The sequence below is a fragment of the Photobacterium kagoshimensis genome (genome assembly GCF_050337045.1).
GTDB classification, from domain to species: Bacteria; Pseudomonadota; Gammaproteobacteria; order Enterobacterales; family Vibrionaceae; genus Photobacterium; species Photobacterium kagoshimensis.
The window spans coordinates 200754-220472 of the sequence record NZ_JAKJSO010000015.1; the positions used below are offsets into that span (position 1 = coordinate 200754).

The window sequence follows — 19719 nt, forward strand, 5'->3', positions numbered from 1 at the left end:
CTAACAGGGCTATTTTATTACTCATAAATAAGATTAGCCGCGACTTATCGCTCTCCCACAGGGATCATAATGTGGACGTAAGGGGTATCTTTCCACATCACATAAGGGCCACCGTTATGTGGGTCAACGGGGAGCGAATCCAGTAAGCTTTGATCGGGGGTGATGATCATTAGGTGCGGGCCTTCTTTAACCCACTGGTTTTCTTCAGTTTCACCTTCTGCATAAGGGTCGATGTTACTTGCCCCTTGATCGCCTGCCAGCATATAAGAAATACCGATAGTCTTAGCTTGGAAAGGTTTTTTGTTTATCCATGCATCAGCCCATTCCATCCAAGCTTCGTCCATACACATAGGTGCTTTGCCTTCGAGCTGTGGAGGCGTTGGGAAGCAGGTGTAGCGACTATCACCTTTTTGCAGAACATTTTTTTCCCAGTCCAGCACTGTGACTTTCTCTTTCAACGTCGGTGGCGCGGCACTGAGTGCATCTTCTAGCATTTCTTTTGGACTACTATCAGCGGCGTAGAGATTACAAGATAGCCCTGCCAACAGCGTACTGGTAAGTAAGATATTTAGTTTTGTATTCATAATTCATCTTCGGATTTTATCCGCCTTGAAAAGAACGCACTTAATTATAGGTGACGCTGTCACTCCTGCATGGCGAAGCGCTAACTATCTCTAGAATTGCCGTTAACATGACTGCATGGAAGTAGAATAGTGCTTATTAAAGAGTGTGTTACCTCTTACATCTAGTTGCTTGGGAAATTAATTGATGCAACACGAATAGTTAAATGTACCTTCATTAACAAATGCATTATGGTGTCGCTGAATATTGTTGGAGATTGTAATGAAGCCGCAAACTGTCTTGGCCAGTGTCGCATTAGTGATCGCGCTGGGCTCCTTAGAAAAAAGTATTGTGACAACGCCTCTACCTATTATTGGTAAAGAGCTAGGTGCTGGCCAAGCACTGACTTGGGTGATTACTGCATACTTATTAGCAGCAACTGCTGTGCTGCCTGTTTATGGCAAATTAAGCGACATCTTTGGGCGTGTCCGCATGCTAAATATTGGTATTGTTCTTTTTGTTTTAGGTTCTATCGCTTGTGGTTTAGCACAAGATTTACCGAGCTTAATTGCGGGGCGCGTATTGCAAGGTGTTGGTGGCGGTGGCCTATTAGCGCTTGCTTTTACCGTGATTGCGGATTGTATTCCTGCAAGAGATGTGGGGAAATATCAAGGTTATATTTCTGCTGTCTATGCAGTATCAAGTATTGCTGGGCCATTACTTGGTGGTTTCTTTGCTGAGCATGCCGATTGGCGTTGGGTCTTTTGGATTAACTTGCCGTTAGGTGCATTGGCAATGTGGTTGGTGAACAGAAATTTATCCCACTTAAGTAAAGGTAGACGCTCTTCATTTGACTGGTTGGGTGCTGGCTTATTGATGTTGTTGTCTACTGTGTTGTTGCTAGTGGTATCGCCAGAATCAACTATCAGCAATTATATTCTTGTTCCTGTTTTACTTGTTGCGACTTTGCTTTTAGTCTTGGTTGAGCGCAAACAGACAGATCCTATTTTGCCAGCTCGTTTGGTTCACCTTGATGGTTATATGATGAGTGTTGGTTTGATGATGCTGTCGCAGTTGCTAATGTTTGCTGTACTGGTCTATTTACCCCTACAGATGCAGTGGCAAAAGCAGATGACAGCATCTGAAAGCGGTATGTTGATGATGATCTTCATGTTCAGCATCACAATAGGAGCGTTTAGTAGCGGAAAGCTGATTGCACGTAGGGGGAAATATAAACCGTTCGTTGTGGTCGGTTTTTTGCTGGCTGCGATTGCGTTATGGATTTTACACAGTGATCAGTATGTATCGCTTGCTCTTGGGCTCGCAGGTTTGGGGCTTGGCTTTACCATCCCATCGCTCAGTGTCGTGGTACAAAATGTGTTGCCACCGGCTGATCGTGGTATAGGGATGTCGATGTTCAGTTATGGGCGTGAACTTGGCGGAGCGATTGGCGTTGCATTTTGTTCAGCACTTTTTCATTTTCAGTTATCAAAATCGTCAACCAGTGCAGTGGTAAATATTGATGGCCATAGTCAAACGTCGCTCGCTGATTTTTCTTCTGCTCAACTAGCCGAAGGCTTTAACTTTATTTATGGTGGAATGGCGATTGTTGCTGTGATAGCGCTAGTGCTGACTTTACTTATGCTACGGCATCAGTCATTAGATAATTAACGGTTTAAGCTCAGTTTAAAATCATATCAAATAGATAGGCGTGCGTGGCACGCCTTTTTCGTACTGGTGTGTTGTGTCTTGTTAAGGCAGAATACTTGCTTTCAAAATGACAGTTTTATCATTGTAATATTGTATCTGTCTGTTTTTGCAGGAAAAGAGGTTTTCATGTCCTGGTCCGATTGGCCATTTATTGTGTCGAGCGTGTTTTCTCAGCTCGCGATTGGTGCATTTATTTCGTTAGGTTGTGTGATTTTAAGTGGCAAACTTTGTTTTGGGCAGAGTGACCGCGTTCATCGAACTATGCCTGCATTATGGTTAATGCTATTTATTTCCCTGATTTTGCGTGAAGGTAACCTGATGTTAATGCAGGAACATTCACCATACTCACTGACGAATGAAGTGCTGCTTGCGATTGTGTTCTTTGGCTTTGCGATTTGCTATTGGTTTGTAGAGAAGGGGTTGTTGGCTACGGATGGATTCCGTAAAATCTTACTCATTAATGTCATGGTGCTGGGCATTGCTTATCTGGTGAATGGCTTTGTTATTCGTTCGACACACTGGTTGGTGGTTTCTCACTTTATGGTTACTACTCTGGTCGGTGGTATGATGCTGGCGCATGCCGCTTTAGTGAGAGCAAAGCACAAGGTTGAAGCCATTGATCGTATTTTACCGTTAGGTGGAATGGCACTGGCGATTATCTGTTTTATAACGGGAGTTAGCCAGCTTGGTGATCTTGAAGCCTTAATTGAAACGCATAATCAAACTGGGCCTTTGATTGCTCAAATCATTAGTCTTGGTTTATTAGTGGCAGCGGTAGGGGTTTGGTTAATGCCTCTGATTACACGATCTAAGCCTGTGCAAGGTGTCATGACGTTCGCGCTATTATTGATTTTTGTATCGTCATTGTTTGCTGGTGTGGGTGTATAGCTGAACAGTATCGATATTAAAAATAAGTAAAATTACAGAGGCGGTGCTAAATAGCATCGCCTTTTTACGTTTTATTCTTGCTCGTTTATTCCCGCGTGCAACTTACTTGATGATGGAAAGTAGTTGTTTAAATTGCTCGCCCTCGGCAATGCGCTGTAACTCAAACAGCGCCATTTCAGTACTGGTCATTTTTATACCCGCGAGGGCCATTTTATCCAATGCGAGCTGTTTATTAGCTGGGTGGCGTGAAGAGACTGCATCGGTGACAATCTCTACATGATGACCCGCTTGGTGAAGGTCCATCGCTGTTTGATAAACACAAATATGTGCTTCGATACCAACCACTATAATGTTACTGCATTGGCTCGCTTCTAATGCAGCTTGAAATGCTTGGTTACCACAGGCGCTGAAGGTATTTTTGGCGATAGGGGACTGATCTGTTAGCAAGGCTTGTAGCTCGTGAATAGTTGCCCCCAGCTTATCTGGAATTTGTTCCACCCAAATAATTGGTAACTTCATTAGCTGTGCACCTTTCACCATTATCTGTAATTGGGTAAATAGTTCATCGCGTTGGTGCATGATTTGGGCAAGTTTGCCTTGAACATCAATGATCACAAGTGCAGTGTTATCAGCATCGAGCATAATTTGTCCTTAAATATAGCGTCCGTGTGGTTGTTAATTTAACTATCGTTTATAGATAAAGTGTAGCAGCTTCATTGGCTTAGCTTATATGTTTGTGTCAAAGTAATTTGAAGTTAACGGCTGAAAAAGACTAGGGCGGTGAGCAGGATTGTAAAGTGTAAAGATAGCACTTACTCAGCAGTTACTGTGTAAGTGCGTATCTGTTAGCTGTTGGCCATCATAATGATTAGAAATAGTGGAAAATCGGTGCTTGGTGCATCAAAAAATTCTGGTGTGAAATGTTCCATGAATAAGCGCCAGCTAAGGTGAAAACGAGGTAATCACCAATCGCAATTTCTTTTACGTCTTGTTGAGTAGCTAACACATCTTTGGGTGTACAAAGCTGCCCAACCAATGTCACTTTTTCGAGTATTACTTTCGGCAATAACGGTAAAGTGTCGTTATGATTGGCGACAATTGCGAATGGGTGATTATGCGATTGTGCCGCTGGGGTACGGAAATGGTGAGTACCGCCACGGCCAATAACAAAGTTTTCACCAAGATTCTTTTTAATATCGAGTACTTCCATTACATAGTACCCGCAAGCGGCACTAATAAAGCGACCACACTCAAATCTTAGCTGCCACTCTTTCATACCCTCCGTCGCAATCAAAAATTCTAATTTGTCACAAAATTCTGCCCAAGCAAAATGCGCATGCGGATCCAGGTAGTTAATACCCATTCCGCCGCCCAAATTGATAGCTAGCTTGCCAAGTTGATATTGAGACTGCCAGTGCTTAACAATGGAGAAATACTTTTGCATTAATGCAAGGTGTCGTTTCACACTTAATTGATGGGACATTAAGTGAAAGTGAAATCCTTTCAATTCAATGTGAGGGTAATCCTTCAAAACTTGTAATGTATTGGGTAATTCATTTTCGTCAAAACCAAAAGGAGTCGGTTTCCCCCCCATCGCGAGTTTACTCAGTGTTATCTCACCGATGTCGATGTTCATTCTTAGATAAATAGGGACAGGTGTTTCTAATTGACGAGCTATTTCACCAATGCGTTGTAGCTCGACTAAGCTTTCAACATGAATAGCATCAACCCCCATGCGTATGGCTTGTTTAAGCTCTGAAGGTAACTTCCCCGGCCCACCAAAGATTAACGGCCTATTGAGTTGCTGTTGATCTAAGTGGGCTAACTCCCCACCAGAAGCCGCTTCAAACCCATTAACGAAAGGCGCAAGTGTTGATAGGATCTTCGGCATTGGGTTGGCTTTAGCAGCATAGAATAGCTCAACATTGTTAGGAAGCACCTGAACCATAGTGCTTATATGCTGGCGTAGGTGATCTAAATCGTAAAGATAGGCACACAGTGGTTCTTCCTTATGGCTAATTGCAAGGTTTTTAATTTCATCAATAACATGAGTGGGTAGCGTTTGTTCATTTGTCATATGTTCTCCTTAGCAATCTTCTTGAGCATTTATCCATGGCACTGGGATCATGGTGTAATTTGATTCTTTATCTGCTTTTTTCATTAACCGAGTTGTGAAGTTATTTTTGCTTGGCATCGCGCCACCTTGGAGTAGTGCTTCTAACTCGGGTTGTTTGCCATTGATTGATTGCCATTGATGTATGGCCTGTCGTAGATGCTGCCAAAGCTGTTTTTCTAAGGTTTTTTCACCATTCGCAATGAAGAAAATGGCTTCACTGACATTATTAATAAAGGTGCAATAGCCAATGCGGTTCCAGCCCTGTTCTCGAGTGTAATAAACGGACTGTTTGGCTCGCTCGGATAGAGACTGTAATTGACTGTCAGGCCAGTGTTGCTGAAGAAGCTTGGTACCTTCTAAATCTCGAACCCAAACACAGCAAGGCATATTCTGGTCAAAACCAATTAAGGTGTTTTGTAAGTGAGGTTCGAATGCCACGCCGTGCTTGAAGAAGTAGTTGAACACGCCGGGTACTAAACAGTGGATATAACGCTCAAACCACAAGTTAGCTATCTGAGCGTAACTACATTGTGAGGATATCGCTTTCGAGCTGAGTTGTTTAGCTATTTGGCTTCTTCCGTTTTTATCATAAGAAAAGAGAGCACCAGCTAATGAAGGTTGGAGGTTGTCGACTTCACTCAAGGTGAAATTTTCGCGATAAAGAATGCCAAAAGATTCGCGTGCTTTAATAATATTCGATTCATCGTTGTCGTCGATGCGCGATAAGTTAATGGTGGTGGCGAAAGGTTCAGCCATAACTTTGAATACAGGGTTATGTAATTGTTCCATTTCACGCAGGGGCTTTAATATATTAGTCAGCTGTACTGCGCTATCAAGCTCATACCAAGCGTTTTTTCTGACGCAATTAGTCAATCGAACATTGATAGAGAACTTCACAAACCAATTGATATCAGGGTGATAAAGTGTTCGAACAGAGGATGTTGGATGGATTCCTTTTCCACCAGTGCCCAATGGTGTAATCAAGCCTTGGGCAATGGCTTTCTTGATCGCAGGGTTAGCTAGAATTGTATAGCTTTCCCATGGATGACATGGATATAGCACATGCTCATCACTGGCAGGATGCTCTGGTGTCAGTTTCTCTATGGCTTGCTGTGGGTGCAAACCATGACTGGTATCGCCAAGCGTATCAATAAGGTTTTTGGCAACGTTAAACCAGTACAGTGGAAATTCTGCACCCACTTCGGGTGAGCACGCAAGCAGGTCATCTATGGAAACACCTGCTCGACTTTTCGGTGTTGGATGATAAGCGTGACCCCAAAGTAAGGCTTGTTCACTCGCGATGAAGCTATTGTGATGGTTATTTTTTTCTTCGGTATGAACAAATTGTTCTGTTACTTGAAGGCTATTTGAGAGCTGCTCCATTAGCTCGGTATTAAATGGGATCGATAATGCTGATGACAGGTAGCTCAATAACCAGTTGAGCGTTTGCTCGGCTGTTAATTTGTGCCATGTTTCACCCTTCTTTTTTAACCAAGGACGATCAGTAAGGCTAATTTTGCCTATTTCACTGATGTAATTCACCGGGATAATCATCTTTGCTTTATGAATAGGGAAGTTAAGGTTAACAAGGCGTGAGCGATTACAATGACGCAGGGTCAGTGGCACGGTTGCATCCTTGCTTTCCCATTCTAAGTGATCGTTTGGGATCGCATACTCACGCAGGTAGCAATTGAGTATGCCCATCGTTGCTTGTAACTGCGTTTTCTCTTGGCTTGCGAGCGCATTAACGGTGCGCAAATTTGGTGTCGATAACATGTTGTTCCCATTCTTTAAACGTATAAGTGAGCATCAGAACAGCGAGAAAGCTGATTAATGATGAAATGATGAAAGGAACAGACAGATAACCAAACCCTGATACATAAGAAGCACATAAACCCGCGACAACACCTCCCCATTTTGACATTGCATCAAATCGAGAAAATACTCGCCCACAGTTAGCTTTGCAAAAGTGATGTGAGAGCGATTGATGTAAGCCGTGAAAACACAAAACAATCCCTATGCCAAACAACAGACGCGCGACAATAAGAGAACTCATATAGGGAAGTAAATGAGTCAGGTTACTTATTACCAACGTAGTAAAGCCAACGAGAAGAATACGGCGGCTGGTGGTCGACCACTTATGGATCACACTCGCCAGTAGTAGGTACACAAGATGAGGTAAAGCATATAAAAAACCAATCATGGTTGAACTATCAATACTTTGTAACTGAGCAAACGGCGCAAAGTAAGGAAAGGTAACGACCATGCAAAAAGCGAACATGAATTGCAGAATATAAAGTTGCACCATTATGTTCGAAGGTTTTATGATTTTGCTTAATTGACCATTATGTTGTGCATTTCCCGAATCGTTATTTAGGCTTTGATTATTACTGTCCTTTTGGTGATCAGAGAGTACTGGCTGGTCTTTAGGTAAATGTATCGTTATCGCAAAGGCAAACAAAGGCAGTATTGCTAGCCACAAATATGCATTAAGTGGGTTTAGGCTTGAAAGGGTAAATCCCAAGCTAATAGGCGCCACAATTAATGCTAATCGTGCTGACTGCTGCGTTTTATTTAATGTTTGGCCCAGCTTTTTACGATCAGATATCTGGCTGGAGAGGTAGCTGTTTGAAGCTGCCATCGTTCCGCCGAATGTTCCTTGTACAATTAGACCAATGACAAAAGTGGGTAAGTCGGTCGCAAGACCACACAGCACAAACCCAGCGGTTAAGCCGACTTGCGCTCTCAATAGTGATAATCGCTTACTATACTTATCGGCAAATAATCCCCAGAATCGTGATGCAGTTGCTGTGCACAGTGTCGGTAATATAAACAGTATTCCAATCCACTGAGCCTCTATATTTGTTCCTAATGCTGGTATTACCATAGGAAGAAATAACGGCATCCCAAGCGCTGAAAAGGCGGCGATAAAATGGCATAGCAGCACACTATAAATGAGTTTTGTCATTCGTATTTTAGTTTCCATTTTCGCGAAATTTTATATCGCGCGAGTTCTTATTTACGTCAATTTCCATTTACATAAGTTCTTAGCTTCAGTCGAGCTGAGTGAGTTGAGCTATATAATCTTGCTGTAACTCCTCACTGGTTAGCTTGAGGAAGTTGGGTGCTGATTTTCCATAAAACTTATTAATGTCCTCTGCGCCTGAGGCTTGTTTAGAGAGCAAGCTTCCTGAGCTGAGTAAGTATTTGGCGTAGAAGAAATCGTCTTCTAGAAGATGTTGACGTGCAAAGCCAGTATTGCAGCCTGCTGACTCAAGCTCATCCAGATTATTCTCTATCGAGCGACGTACAATGGTATAGAGTGTTGCTGATGTGGCTACACCTGCATGGGCCATAGCTTCAACGATAGCGGCGATATCAAGTTGAAGCGTGATTGTGGTGTACATTTGAGCAAGAGCTTGCTCGTCTTCAATTAAAATTCGTTGGTCGAGCAACTGTCCAAGCTTAACTGGCGCATGCTCTTCAAACGGTTTGAACTGTTTAGGCCAAATTCGAGCAGCGTCATTATCCTTCATTGCTAATGACATTTTCCCTTCACGAGAAATAGCAAGAATTGCATTTTGTTGGTTAGATTCAAGTGCAATACCGTATCTAAGCCACAGTGTTAAATGGGTTTGATTAAGTAAATTGACGTAATCAGTGAACCATTGAAGAATATCACCGTGGTAATACTGTTCAGCAAGGTGTTCTAAGAATAAACGTGAATCTGGCATTAAACCTGCCAGCGCAGCGACGGGGATAAGTGCTTTCTCGCTTGCGTGTTGTAGTGGATAACTTCGTACAATGTAGGCAAATGTTTTGTCTTCACCGACATGGCCACCATGCTGTTCATCGCAGTGGAAGTAAAGCCCGTGTAAGCGTTGATCAGTTTGTTCTAGGTGCGCTAATAACAGTTCAAACCAGTGGCCGTCATAGATAGTGGATGGTTTGATTAAGCGAATATTTTTGGTCCCCAAAGTACGCATCACCAAGGGGACTTTTATGTGAGTTTCTGGTGAGTTTTTAACAACGACAGTTCTCACTGATAACGTTGGAACAACGTCTAATACGGCGTTGGGTGCTTTGATTATGCCTTGTGGTAACGGATTAAGGGTACTGAAGGTTAGTGGGTGTGCAGGTATGAGTACATGGCTTAAGGCAAAATCTGCTGGCAACCCAACGGCTTCCATCGTTGGCCAACAATCAGGCTGATCTGATGTCAACGTGACAAGCGATTTTTCAACGGCAAGCCAGTTTAGGGCAAAGCTATTTGAGTATTCTGGCGCATACTTCACTAGATCTTGTGCGTTAAAGCCAAACTTGGCGCGTGCAGTTGGATAATAAGGATGATCTAAGTAAGAGGCGATTTGATCGGCGAGTAGAAGCTGTTCATCCCATGGTGTCAACTCACTAAAAGGGTGTGAGAGCTTCTTTTTTTGGCTGTGATACGCTTTATCGCAAAGTAACCCATGGCTTTCAGCGCATTGTAGCTCTTCTAAATAGGCCTCAAGAAGTGCTTGAGAACCTTCAGAAGCACATACCTTTAGCAGTTGAATCCATTGCTCATAACCACTTTGTTTGGTTATCTTGCCTTGATATTTTTGCAGCCACCCTTCATCAAAATAAAACCAGTGTTGCATATAGTAGCCGGCTTCAATCGGTAGGTAGAGTGTATGCTCCTCTATAGATAAAACGAGCCAATGTTGGTGATTTTTCAGTTGATCCCAATTGGCTGCAACATCGAGTGGTGTATGAAGAATGCTTGCTTGGGAAACAATGCTAAAAAGGTCTTCACGAAGACAAGTATCGATGAGACGTTTAGTGAGGTATTTATGATGGTTTTTCATGCGAGCACCTCTTGTTCTGATACTAGATCACAGGCGTTGATAGCTTGTTGCAGCGGTAGCTGAAGTGGCTTACCAGTAGGTGAGGCAACTGAGATCCGAGCTAAGTAATCTTTATTTGAATAGCTTATTGTTAACGTTTTTCCTGCTCGGCAGAGTACTTGGCACTGAGTGATAATGCCATCGAGTTGAGATTTATTGGATTTGGTGTTTCCGGTAATAATACCGCTATGTTCAGCAATAATATAATGCACTTCTGCAGAGCCTGATATTGCTAAGGGCTTATCAATTTTCCAACCTTGATGGAGTTGCAGGATGGTTTCAAACCAAGAGTATGGCGCTAAGTTATCAAGTAAAAACTCACGTCCATCACCTATACTTCGATAGTTAATTTCAACTAATACTGGACCTGTTTTAGTGAGAATAAATTCACTATGACAAACACCTAACCCGATACCAAACTCAGTCAATTGCTGTAAACAAGCATCTTGGTGTTTTTCACTAAGAGGACCGTTCCAACTTGCGGATGTTTCAATAAAGTATGGCGGTTTTGACAATTGAACATCGAAGCCACCAATAGGTATTATTGTCTGACCATCACTCAGTGTTTCTAATGTTATTAATGGGCCTTGAATATATTCTTCTAACAATATTGGCGTGTTAGATTGTTTTTGCCAAAATCGCTGACAATATTTATTTAATTCTTTTTCGTCATTACAAAGCTGAACATCCATGCTTGCGACGCCTTCACGTGGCTTAGCAACAAGTGGAAATAGTAGCGATACAGGTAAATTTTGGTCAGATTGGATTAACCAATTTTTAATATTAGGCAAATTTTTTTCATCAAGAGTTGTTCGTGTTAGCTGTTTGTTTTTAGCTTTGAGACATACTTCCCATGATTTTGCTGGCAGCTTAAAAAACTGAGCAGCAATAGCGGTTGAAGTCTGAAGGTGATCGCTATTACTAAATATAATGTTCGGAGAAAACCCATTTTTAATAATGGTATCGATAATGTCGAGCGGATTAAAAACATCACACTCGATAATTTGGTCTGGATGAAATGATTTATCGTTAATCGCGAGATTAAGGTGATCTAATTTATGATCTGTTATTAACACTGTATGCATATTTAGTGCTTTAGCTGCGGGAACAAAGCCGTGTGTTACGGCGTCATTTACCACATGGCTAATTATAATAGCTATAGATTTCATAAGCTTTCCTAACTTTAAACTGTCGTTGATACGTGCTCACCGCTTGTGCGATTACCCGTTGTTTTCATATGGTTATTGTTGTTATTTTGTATGCCTTGTGATGATCACGTTGTTGTTTATGACTCTGTTTCACAAGGCAGTAAAATATAGATCAAAAATTATATATTGCAAACACAAATGATATTTGTTTTCATTTGCATCCTAAATACAAACCAAATGGAATTTGCAAATGACCTTTTCTAAAGCTCACCCTTTATCTTTTGCGATATCAATCGCATGCTTTCCTGCCGTTGTATCTGCCGCAGGCTCATCCAATCCAGATGAGGTGGTTCAGGTTTATGGGCATGCCTATCAAGGCTATGCTGAACATGCTCCGCAATCTGGAACGAAAACGGATGTCGCATGGCTTGACGTTCCTCAGTCTGTGTCGGTAGTAACCAGCACTGAGATGGAAGACAGGGGAGCCGTTCGATTAGTGGATGCCTTGCATGGTGTGGCGGGTGTGAATAACACCTTGGGTGAAGGTAGTCGTGATCAGTTTGTAATACGTGGCTTTGATACACTGAATGATACATACCGTGATGGGCTTCGAGATGATGGTAATCTTCAGTCGTATCGTAGCTTAGCGAATATTGAACGCGTAGAGGTGGTTAAGGGGGCGGCTGGTGCGCTGTATGGACGAGGCTCTGCGGGCGGTTTGATTAATTTAGTAACCAAGCGTGCCAACGGAGAAAGCTTTACTCGAGTAAAGGCAGGTATTGGCAGTAATAATAAATATACTGGTCAGCTTGATAGCTCAATGGCGTTGTCTGATTCAATCAATGGTCGTGTGAACCTTGAATATCGCAAAGCGGATTCGTTCGTCGATCATGTTAATTCTGAAGATTATTTCATTGCACCAACGGTACGTATTTCGCCAGCAGATGGGCATACCTTAGATCTTGATATGGAATACGCGCATCAAGAGTTAGTGCCGTATCGTGGCGTACCTTCCAAAGATGGTAAGCCAGTGAATGTTCCGACGAACACATTTTATGGTGGCACCAATGATTTTCAAAAGTCGGATAGCTTACGTTTAGCGCTGAATTATGAATGGTTAATTAACAGCGACCTTCAATGGAATAACCGTGCATCTTGGAACAAGATTGAATTACAACAAAAAGGTACGAGACAGGGAACCGTTACGGGTGATCAAGTTTCTCAAACAGTCAATAATTTTGGTTACGACCCTCGTACAACAACCACACTGCAATCAGAGTTAGTGTGGGATACGGGTATGAATCAGCTGATGGTTGGTGCGGATTATAACCAAATTAATATCGACTTAACGCTCGCGAGTAATAAGACTATTCCATCAAAAGATATTTATGATCCGACTGTGGGACCTACACCAAATCCTGGTTTTGCTCCATTTAGAGATAACGTCACTAAAACGACAGGATTATATATTCAGGATGTTGTTACCTTTGGTGATCTTTCTCTGATTGGTAATGTTCGCTATGACAAAATGGAGCTAGAGCAACAAAAGGTTGGCAAAGAAAAAGAATATCTCAGTGACAATAAAGTGAGTTACCGAGCCGGTGCGGTATATCGTATCACCAATGACGTTTCTACTTATGCCACTTTAGCGCGTTCATGGCAGCTCCCGTATTCAGGTATTTATATTAATCCTAAATTAGCCGAGTTTTTCCATACTGATCTTCAAGAGTTAGGTGTGAAAGCTTATTTATTGGATGATGCATTAATGCTGAATGCGGCATTATTCCAAATTGATCAAGAACAGCCTAAAACAAATACTGACGGGGATGTCGTCGATAAGACAGAAGCGCGTCATAAAGGTATTGAATTAGAAATTAGAGGACAAATTACACAGAAATGGAATATCTCTACGGGATACAGCTTCTTAGATGCAAAAGATAAGAAAACGGGCAAGAAACCTAACGATGTGTCTGATCATTTATTTTCCCTGTGGAGTACTTACCAATTAACCGAAAACTGGCGTTTTGGTGGTGGTGCAAAATATGTTGGTGAACGTTTTTCTGGTAACGGTGAAGCGATTTCATTGGGCGACTACACGACGGTTGATTTAATGACTGCTTATACTTTGGACCAACATAAAATTCAGCTTAACGCTTCTAATATCTTTAATGAGAAATACATTCTAGGTGCAACGAATGGAAAATCAGGCCTTAACCAAATTGGTTACGGTGCGCCAGCTGAGTTCATGCTGACCTACGGTTATCAGTTCTAGTTATTTTTTAATTTGATTTAAAAATTAAATTTTAAGTGGGTAGGTAAAACTTCCCACTTAGTTAGATGTTGCCGAAAGGTAAGCCTTGTTGCTGCCTAAGGTATTGCCCATAAAATTAAGGACATAATAGATATGTTTATCAAGGAACAAACTCGTTGGGAGCCACTACGCTATTCCGTATTAGCGGCTTCTATTGTTTTTGCACTTAATGCACAGGCTGAAGATGGATCAATACAAGCAAACACTGATATTGAAACCATAGTGGTAACCTCGAGTGTTATTGGTACGTCGGATCAAGTGGATGTCAAAGAATATCCTGGTAGTCGTACGGTTATTAGTGCTGAACATATTAAGAAAACGGCATCGAATTCTATTGATGCTGCTTTGCAAAAAGTGCCTGGTATTAAAGTACAGGATGAAACGGGTACGGGTGTTTTACCGAATATTTCAGTTCGCGGTTTAAAGGCCAGCCGTAGTGGTCATGCGCAGTTCTTGATGGACGGCGTTCCATTAACATTAGCGCCTTATGGGCATACAGGGCAGTCAATTTTCCCTGCAACATTAGCAAGTTTAGACCGGATTGATATTGTTCGTGGTGGTGCCGCAGTGCAATATGGCCCGAATAATGTGGGTGGTGTGATTAACTTGGTTACCAAGCCGATTCCGACAGAGTGGCAAACAGAAATTAGCAACCGTTTGACCGTTTTCGAAGGAGGGAATACGCCACTTAACGACCTTTATTTACGTACGGGGGGCTGGCTTACCGACAACTTTGCCATTCAAGTAGAAGGCAATGTGCTGCGTGGTGAAAGCTTCCGCGAACACTCAGATACGGATGTGAAGGATTTCCAAGTTAAAACTGATTGGTTAATTAGCCAGACGCAAGAGTTACAAGCATTTGTTCAGCATTATGATGCCGATACGCAGATGCCCGGGGCGCTTTCGCCTAAGGATTATGAGCAAGATAGAAAACAGTCTAAGCGTCCATACGATGAGTACCAAGGTAAATCGACACGTGGAAGTCTGAGGTATTTACATGATCTCGATTTAGCGGATAGCGCTCAGTTTGAATTACTTACTTTTGGTCATAAATCAACCCGTAACTTCCAATGGGGGTTTAACGGTGCGGGCGGACATTGGGCTGATCCTAGCTTACCTTCAACAGATATTCGTACCTCACCGCGTGAGTTTAAGGTTTACGGTGTTGAGCCTAAAATATCAATGTACTTTGGTCGCCGTAGCTCAATTTCTCAAAATTGGATAATTGGTGCCCGATATGTCAGTGAAGACATTGATTATAAGTTGACGCAAACGCCTATCGCTGGAGGTGCAACAAAAGTACCGCGTGATTGGCACTTAGATACCAGTGCGTATGCAGCTTACGTAAGTAACGAAATTGGCTTTATGAATGACCGATTGAAAGTCACACCTGGCTTACGTTATGAATCCATAAATATGACGTTTAAAGACTTTGGTAAAGAAGAAACTCACGATAATAAAGTCACTGAGTTGCTACCAGGGTTAACGCTTGCTTATAACATAACAGATGCTTGGGTTGGTTACGCTAATACCCAAAAATCATTACGTGCACCGCAAATCGCCTATATTCGAGGAAAAGGCGAAGAGGGCAGTGAGCTGGCATGGAACTATGAGCTAGGAGCTCGATTCACTGAGGATCAAAATAGCTTCAATGTATCGCTGTACCGCATTGATTTTAAAGACCAACTTCAATGGCAGAGCGCGACTCAAACCTTTGATAATATAGGTAAGACACGTCATCAAGGTGTGGAAATCTCAGGTCGATACGCGCCAGATTTTGTCGCCGATTTAAGCTTTGGGTTGGGTTATAACTACCTAAATGCAACCCTTGAAGAAGGGGCAAACAAAGGAAATCAACTGCCTTATACGTCTAAGCATCAATTTATTTGGGATGCGACGTACGAGATTTATGGCTTTGCTTCAACCTTATCTGGTTTCCACTTCAGTGATGCTTATTCCGATAATGCTAATACCGATAAAGAAGATGCTACTGGCGCGAAAGGTAAGATACCTGCGTATACAGTGTGGAACTTTAATGTGGGTAAGGAACTATATAAATCAGGTTCTCATTCTTTAAACATGAACCTAGCCGTTAATAATTTGCTTAATGAGGAATATTACTTCCGTGGGATTGATACAAGTCCGGTTGGTCGTTATCCCGCACCTGAGCGCTCTTACAGCATAGACATTAATTACCAGTTCTAATACCAGTACAGATTGTAGAGCAACTGGTTATCAAAGTGTCATCTATACCAAACTAGTCAGCATTTTTGCTGACTAGTTTTATTTGTATTGATTCTCATTAGCGATCGCAATTAGAATCAAGCACCACAATATTCATAGGGAGTCGAATATGTCTTTTCGAGTAATGACGATATTCACGTTTTTTTTCTCGTTATTAGTATCAACGCCAAGTTTGGCTGAAACACGGAAAATTCAAGATGAACACGGCACGTTCGAAATTACGGGTACACCCCAAAGAATAGTGGTTCTGGAATATTCTTTTGTTGATGCATTAGCGGCAGTGGGTATTTCACCCGTCGGTATTGCTGATGACAAAAAAGCCGAGCGTATTATTCCTGCTGTCCGTAATGTTATTAAACCGTGGACATCAGTCGGCATGCGACCTCAGCCCAGTTTGGAAGTGATTTCAGCACTAAAGCCAGATTTGATCATTGCAGATGCGGAACGTCACACCGCAATATATGACGATTTGTCTCTTATTGCGCCAACCTTGTTGCTGAAAAGTCGTGGTGAAACCTACCGCGAAAATTTACAAGCGGCTGAGAAAATTGGTATCGCGGTTAATCAACACCAGAAGATGAAAGCGCGTATCGATACACATAATGCAAAAATACAGCGTTTTAAAGCACAGTTTGCAAGCAAAGATACCATTCAATTTGCCGTTATTACTGATAAGGGCATGTGGTTACATGGTCCTGCCTCTTATGCTGGTGGTGTGATTACGGCATTAGGCTTAAAAAGCCCTATGCCAGATCAAACAGAGAAAGCATATTTCCCGACTAGCTTTGAACAGCTTCTAAAAGTGAATCCTGATTGGCTATTACTTGGCGCCTATACAGAGCAAACTGTGGTTGATCGTTGGCAGAAAAATCCACTATTTAATATCCTCACGGTCGCTAAAAAACATCATGTTATCGATGTATCGCCTGAGCTTTGGTCATTGAATCGAGGGATGCTGGCAGCGGAAGGCATTGCTGAAAACCTTGCAACGGTTTTGGTTCAACAATAATGCAAACTAGAACGTCAGACTATATACAGCCACTCGCGATCAGTTGTAGTTTATTTATCATTATTATTTTTGGCTTCGCAGCTTCAATGCTCTCGTGGTCAAGTTTTTCGTTGAAATTACACGACCTTCAAGCGTATTTATTTGCATTTGATAATTCGAATATTGAGCAACAAATCTTAGCAAGCTTACGTGCGCCTCGCGCTTATGCTGCACTAATGATCGGGGCAAACTTGGCTGTTGCTGGGGCAATAATGCAAGGTTTAACCCGAAATGCATTAGCATCACCATCAGTGCTTGGGATTAACGCAGGTGCTGCATGTTTTATGGCGTTAGCGAGTATTCAAGTACCTATTTTAAGCCAACTTCCGAGTGTACTGGTTGCGGCGGTGGGCGGTGTCACCAGTGGTTTACTGGTCATGCTTTTAGGGGGATTCTTTTCTGAAAGGCCTCATCCGCTTAAGCTAGTATTAGCGGGTATTGCCATTAATGCATTGTTGATTGGTTTAACGCGCGCCGCGGTGATCTTAGCTGATGATATGGCGTATAGCGTTATGCACTGGCTAACGGGGTCGTTGTCAGGTGTAGATTGGGAGCAATGGCGTCAATTATGGCCGAGCAGTGTTGTTGGGTTGTGCTTGGCTTTCTATATTGCGCGAAGTTTGAATCTATTGTCGCTTGGCGATGATGTTGCAACAGGTTTAGGGCTGAATATTCGAACGACCCGAACGTTTGCTTGTGTATCTATTGTACTACTAACGGGTTCAAGCGTAGCCATTGCTGGCCCGATTGGATTTGTTGGCTTGTTGATCCCCCATATTGCTAAAAAGCTCGTGGGCAGTAACTTTTTAGTTCTTTTGCCAGTATCTGCATTGTGCGGGGCAACATTAGTTTGTTGGGCTGATGCTCTATCTCGTGGTATCGCTTTTCCATCAGAAACACCCGTTGGCGTTATAACGGCTTTGATCGGCACACCTTGTTTTATTATGCTGGCATTAAGGAATAAGTTGTCATGAGCCGACTTAAGTTATTTTCATTGCTGGCAATCTTGCTGGTATTGGCATCGTTAAGCCTTCTTATTGGGGCATCATCACTTAGCTCAAGTCAGGTTATCGCGACTTTATTTTCGGGCGGAGAATTTGATTTTATTGTTAACCAATACCGTTTTCCTCGTATGGTACTTGCCATTGGTGTTGGGGCGGGGCTTGGTCTATCTGGAGCCTTAGTTCAAGGTGTCATTCGTAACCCTCTTGCATCACCAGATCTTATGGGAATTAGTGCAGGGGCAGGGTTAGCCGCGACGACCTTGTTGGTGTTTTTTCCTGCGTCACCTGTTTATTTATTACCGCTAGCGGCTGTATTTGGCGGAATGTTGGCCGCTGCATTAATCATGGCTTTTGCCTATATATCTTCACCGACACCTGCACGTCTAGCCTTAATTGGCATTGCGGTAAGCGCGTTTTTATCAAGCTGCATTGATTTTTTACTGATAGTAAACCCCATTGAAATTAATACGGCCATGGTGTGGTTGACAGGGAGCTTATGGGGACGCAACTGGGAGCAAGTTCCTATTATCTGGTGTGCGCTGGCACTGCTATTACCTTGCGCTTTTTGGTTGGCATGGCGATTAGATGTAATGGGACTTGGAGAAGAAAGTGCAACGTCGTTAGGTATTAACCCTTCTCGTGTGCAAGCCCTTGCCCTAGTGGCGGCGGTAGCGTTAGCCAGTATCAGTGTTTCTGTAGCAGGAACCGTTAGTTTTGTGGGGTTACTTGGCCCGCATTTAGCGCGAATGTTGTTTGGTCATAACCATAAACTGTTATTACCTGGTGCGGCGATCGTTGGCGCTCTATTGGTGTTGGTCGCAGATATTCTAGCGCGAGGACTCCAACCTCCTGTTGAATTACCTGCGGGCGTTCTAACGTCACTTATTGGTGCTCCTTATTTTATTTACTTACTACAACGTCACCGAGGTTGGTAACCATGCTCTGTACAAAACAGCTTTCTGTCGCCTACGGTGATAACACTATTATCCGTGATTTATCGCTAACGATCCCCGAGGGGAAAATTACGGCTCTGATTGGGCCTAACGGGTGTGGTAAATCAACCTTGCTAAAAACACTAGCAAGAATTAACAAACCTGCATCTGGTGACGTTTATTTCGACAATCAGCCGCTACATCAATACCCAGATAAACAGCTGGCTCAGCGAATTTCACTCTTACCGCAAATGCTGGTGAGCCCAGAAGGTATTACGGTGCGTAAATTGGTTGAGTATGGGCGTTCGCCTTATGTCTCTCATTGGGGAAAGCTCAGTCATAAAGATAAAGACATTGTTGATAAGGTAATGGAAGAAACAGGAGTGTTAGCTATGGCTGACAAGCAAGTCGAATCGCTATCTGGAGGACAGCGTCAACGTGCTTGGATTGCGATGGTTATGGCGCAAGATGCAGATATAGTAATGATGGATGAGCCGACAACGTATTTAGATTTATCGCATCAAGTTGATCTAATGCATCTGATGCGAAGAATGAATGATAAAGGTAAAACGGTTGTCGTCGTGCTTCATGACCTGAATCAAGCATGTCGCTACTGTGATTATTTGGTTGTACTTAACGATGGGCAACTTGTCGTTCAGGGCGAACCTGAAACGGTATTTACAGCGTCATTATTAAAAGAAGTGTTTAGCTTTGATGCACATGTTGTTAAGGATCCTGTTGCGAACAGCCCGATGTGTATTGCTTTGTAGGTTATATTGTTGTGACGGGGCGACTTTAACGAAGAAAGCTCTTTTCATGTATGGGCGAATATCTTACTTATTGATTAAGTTTAACTTTATATTTGTATGAC

General features: G+C 42.5%; 15 protein-coding genes. 8 read left to right on the top strand and 7 right to left on the bottom strand.

Annotated features, from left to right (window positions below):
* Positions 1 to 44: 44 nt before the first annotated feature.
* Entirely contained in the window at positions 45 to 584 is a 540-nt protein-coding gene (locus L4C35_RS14325) for a hypothetical protein (RefSeq protein WP_428463517.1), read from the bottom strand.
* A 259-nt stretch (positions 585 to 843) separates the two neighbouring features.
* Between L4C35_RS14325 and L4C35_RS14330 the strand changes: the two genes are divergently transcribed.
* Positions 844 to 2232, top strand: coding sequence for an MDR family MFS transporter (locus L4C35_RS14330; protein ID WP_428463518.1), 1389 nt, complete (start codon positions 844 to 846; stop codon positions 2230 to 2232).
* Between the two features lie 165 nt (positions 2233 to 2397).
* Positions 2398 to 3159, top strand: a complete 762-nt coding sequence (locus L4C35_RS14335) for a DmsC/YnfH family molybdoenzyme membrane anchor subunit (RefSeq protein WP_428463519.1) — start codon at positions 2398 to 2400, stop codon at positions 3157 to 3159.
* 102 nt (positions 3160 to 3261) lie between these two features.
* On the opposite strand, the gene L4C35_RS14340 is transcribed toward L4C35_RS14335, so the two are convergent.
* The 6 genes from L4C35_RS14340 to L4C35_RS14365 form a co-directional block, all read right to left on the bottom strand.
* A complete protein-coding gene (locus L4C35_RS14340; RefSeq protein WP_428463520.1) occupies positions 3262 to 3801 on the bottom strand; it encodes a hydrolase in 540 nt (179 codons plus the stop codon).
* A 226-nt stretch (positions 3802 to 4027) separates the two neighbouring features.
* The gene (locus tag L4C35_RS14345; protein ID WP_428463521.1) at positions 4028 to 5236 is read right to left on the bottom strand and encodes a type III PLP-dependent enzyme; all 1209 of its coding nucleotides are present in this window, start codon (positions 5234 to 5236) and stop codon (positions 4028 to 4030) included.
* 9 nt (positions 5237 to 5245) lie between these two features.
* A complete protein-coding gene (locus L4C35_RS14350; protein WP_428463522.1) occupies positions 5246 to 7051 on the bottom strand; it encodes an IucA/IucC family protein in 1806 nt (601 codons plus the stop codon).
* Positions 7020 to 8243 carry an MFS transporter gene (locus L4C35_RS14355; RefSeq protein ID WP_428463523.1) on the bottom strand — a complete coding sequence of 408 codons (1224 nt, stop codon included), beginning with the start codon at positions 8241 to 8243 and terminating at the stop codon, positions 7020 to 7022. Before L4C35_RS14355 ends, L4C35_RS14350 begins: the two co-directional genes overlap by 32 nt.
* 85 nt (positions 8244 to 8328) lie before the next feature.
* Positions 8329 to 10122 carry an IucA/IucC family protein gene (locus L4C35_RS14360; protein ID WP_428463524.1) on the bottom strand — a complete coding sequence of 598 codons (1794 nt, stop codon included), beginning with the start codon at positions 10120 to 10122 and terminating at the stop codon, positions 8329 to 8331.
* Complete coding sequence (locus L4C35_RS14365; protein ID WP_428463525.1) at positions 10119 to 11330, bottom strand: ATP-grasp domain-containing protein; 1212 nt, start codon at positions 11328 to 11330, stop codon at positions 10119 to 10121. The genes L4C35_RS14360 and L4C35_RS14365 overlap by 4 nt, the downstream gene beginning before the upstream one ends.
* Positions 11331 to 11559: 229 nt before the next feature.
* On the opposite strand from L4C35_RS14365, the gene L4C35_RS14370 reads away from it, so the two are divergent.
* The 6 genes from L4C35_RS14370 (at position 11560) to fecE (ending at position 19618) form a co-directional block, all read left to right on the top strand.
* Entirely contained in the window at positions 11560 to 13581 is a 2022-nt protein-coding gene (locus L4C35_RS14370) for a TonB-dependent receptor (RefSeq protein WP_428463526.1), read from the top strand.
* 132 nt (positions 13582 to 13713) lie between these two features.
* Positions 13714 to 15825 (top strand): TonB-dependent receptor family protein, encoded by a 2112-nt coding sequence (locus L4C35_RS14375; protein WP_428463527.1) that lies wholly within the window; start codon positions 13714 to 13716, stop codon positions 15823 to 15825.
* Positions 15826 to 15973: 148 nt separating this feature from the next.
* The gene (locus L4C35_RS14380; RefSeq protein WP_428463528.1) at positions 15974 to 16873 is read left to right on the top strand and encodes a Fe(3+) dicitrate ABC transporter substrate-binding protein; all 900 of its coding nucleotides are present in this window, start codon (positions 15974 to 15976) and stop codon (positions 16871 to 16873) included.
* Positions 16873 to 17886: a FecCD family ABC transporter permease gene (locus L4C35_RS14385; protein WP_428463529.1), complete on the top strand. Its 1014-nt coding sequence runs from the start codon at positions 16873 to 16875 to the stop codon at positions 17884 to 17886. Before L4C35_RS14380 ends, L4C35_RS14385 begins: the two co-directional genes overlap by 1 nt.
* Positions 17883 to 18851 (top strand): FecCD family ABC transporter permease, encoded by a 969-nt coding sequence (locus L4C35_RS14390; protein WP_428463530.1) that lies wholly within the window; start codon positions 17883 to 17885, stop codon positions 18849 to 18851. The genes L4C35_RS14385 and L4C35_RS14390 overlap by 4 nt, the downstream gene beginning before the upstream one ends.
* A 2-nt stretch (positions 18852 to 18853) precedes the next feature.
* Positions 18854 to 19618 carry a Fe(3+) dicitrate ABC transporter ATP-binding protein FecE gene (gene fecE / locus L4C35_RS14395; protein ID WP_428463531.1) on the top strand — a complete coding sequence of 255 codons (765 nt, stop codon included), beginning with the start codon at positions 18854 to 18856 and terminating at the stop codon, positions 19616 to 19618.
* Positions 19619 to 19719: the final 101 nt, after the last annotated feature.